We start from the raw sequence: 282 nt of genomic DNA on the forward strand, positions 1-282 counted from the left end.
TTAATCAAATTTTAAATCGGTTTTAGCCGTAAAATCTACTTACTATCTAGTTTTGAATGTGTAATACATTTCAATTTGTATTGCGTAGAGAAAACGCTTATAGACAACGAATCACAATGGCTGACAAATGAGTTTACTTTCGTAAATGAATGAGGAAGACAGCAGTGATGAGGAAGTATGTAAACGATTGACTCAAGCAATAATTTGTCTGGTGACGATAGCAAAGAGGTCACACCTGTTCCCATGCCGAACACAGAAGTTAAGCTCTTTAGCGCCGATGGT

General features: G+C 36.9%; 1 rRNA gene. It reads left to right on the forward strand.

Annotated features, from left to right (window positions below):
* Window positions 1–207 precede the first annotated feature (207 nt).
* Window positions 208–282: ribosomal RNA gene (rrf, locus tag LQ617_RS15920) — 5S ribosomal RNA — on the forward strand; the annotation flags it as partial.

Source organism: Mammaliicoccus sp. P-M59 (assembly GCF_022386135.1).
Classification (GTDB): domain Bacteria; phylum Bacillota; class Bacilli; order Staphylococcales; family Staphylococcaceae; genus Mammaliicoccus; species Mammaliicoccus sciuri_A.